Annotated in this window: 1 pseudogene; it reads right to left on the bottom strand. The window is 66.4% G+C overall.

The features are described 5' to 3' along the window. Window positions 1-235: pseudogene (locus tag ACLJNW_RS28575) on the bottom strand (MFS transporter); the annotation flags it as partial.

Raw genomic sequence — 235 nt, 5'->3', positions numbered from 1 at the left:
GTACCGAGGGCGAAGGCGAGGACGAAGAACATGTTGCGGGTGATCTCTCCCGAAGCCGCGCCGAGCACCAGTGCCACCGCCACCAGGGCCTGGCCGGCCTGGCAGAGGGCGGCGATCCTGCGTCGGTCGTAGCGGTCGGCAACATGCCCGGTGTGGAGCATGAACAGTACCCGCGGGAGGAATTCGACCAGGCCTACCAGGCCCAGGTCGAGGACATTGCCGGTCAGTTCGTAGA

This window comes from Salmonella sp. SAL4457 (assembly GCF_046548235.1).
Lineage (GTDB): Bacteria > Pseudomonadota > Gammaproteobacteria > Enterobacterales > Enterobacteriaceae > Salmonella > Salmonella enterica.
This window is presented reverse-complemented; position numbering and strand designations above follow the sequence as displayed.